General features: G+C 49.2%; 1 protein-coding gene. It reads left to right on the forward strand.

Annotated elements, in window-relative coordinates; all coding sequences use genetic code 11:
- On the forward strand, window positions 1-180 hold a 180-nt coding region (locus tag EOB49_RS37145), incomplete at its 5' end, for a hypothetical protein (RefSeq protein WP_206526214.1).
- Window positions 181-364 lie beyond the last annotated feature (184 nt).

The following is a 364-nucleotide window of genomic DNA, read 5'->3' on the forward strand; positions in this document are numbered from 1 at the left end:
CTTGGGCGATGCAGCTATGTTCCTGCTTTTGCAAAAATTGCGCAGCCTCGTACGCCGATGCAAGGTGCGTCTGTCCGTGTCGCCGGCGGAATATCCGCGGCCGAGATCGTGTTACGTATTGTGATACCTATTGTGATACAAATCGGACCTTGGAGCAGAAAAAACATAATAAAAACATAGCTTGATCCGGGGATAGTTCCCGCCAACGGTAGTATCACAGTAGGTCTCACAATATGTATCACAAATAGGAACTGGGTGCGCTCGGAAGCGACGCGAAGTGATTGATACCAAAAAGCTTTTTTGCGACACGCGATGGTCATTGTCGGAAACCGCCAGGATTCTTGGCGAAGAAAATCGAACAGGG

Source organism: Mesorhizobium sp. M7A.F.Ca.MR.148.00.0.0 (assembly GCF_003997735.1).
GTDB lineage: Bacteria > Pseudomonadota > Alphaproteobacteria > Rhizobiales > Rhizobiaceae > Mesorhizobium.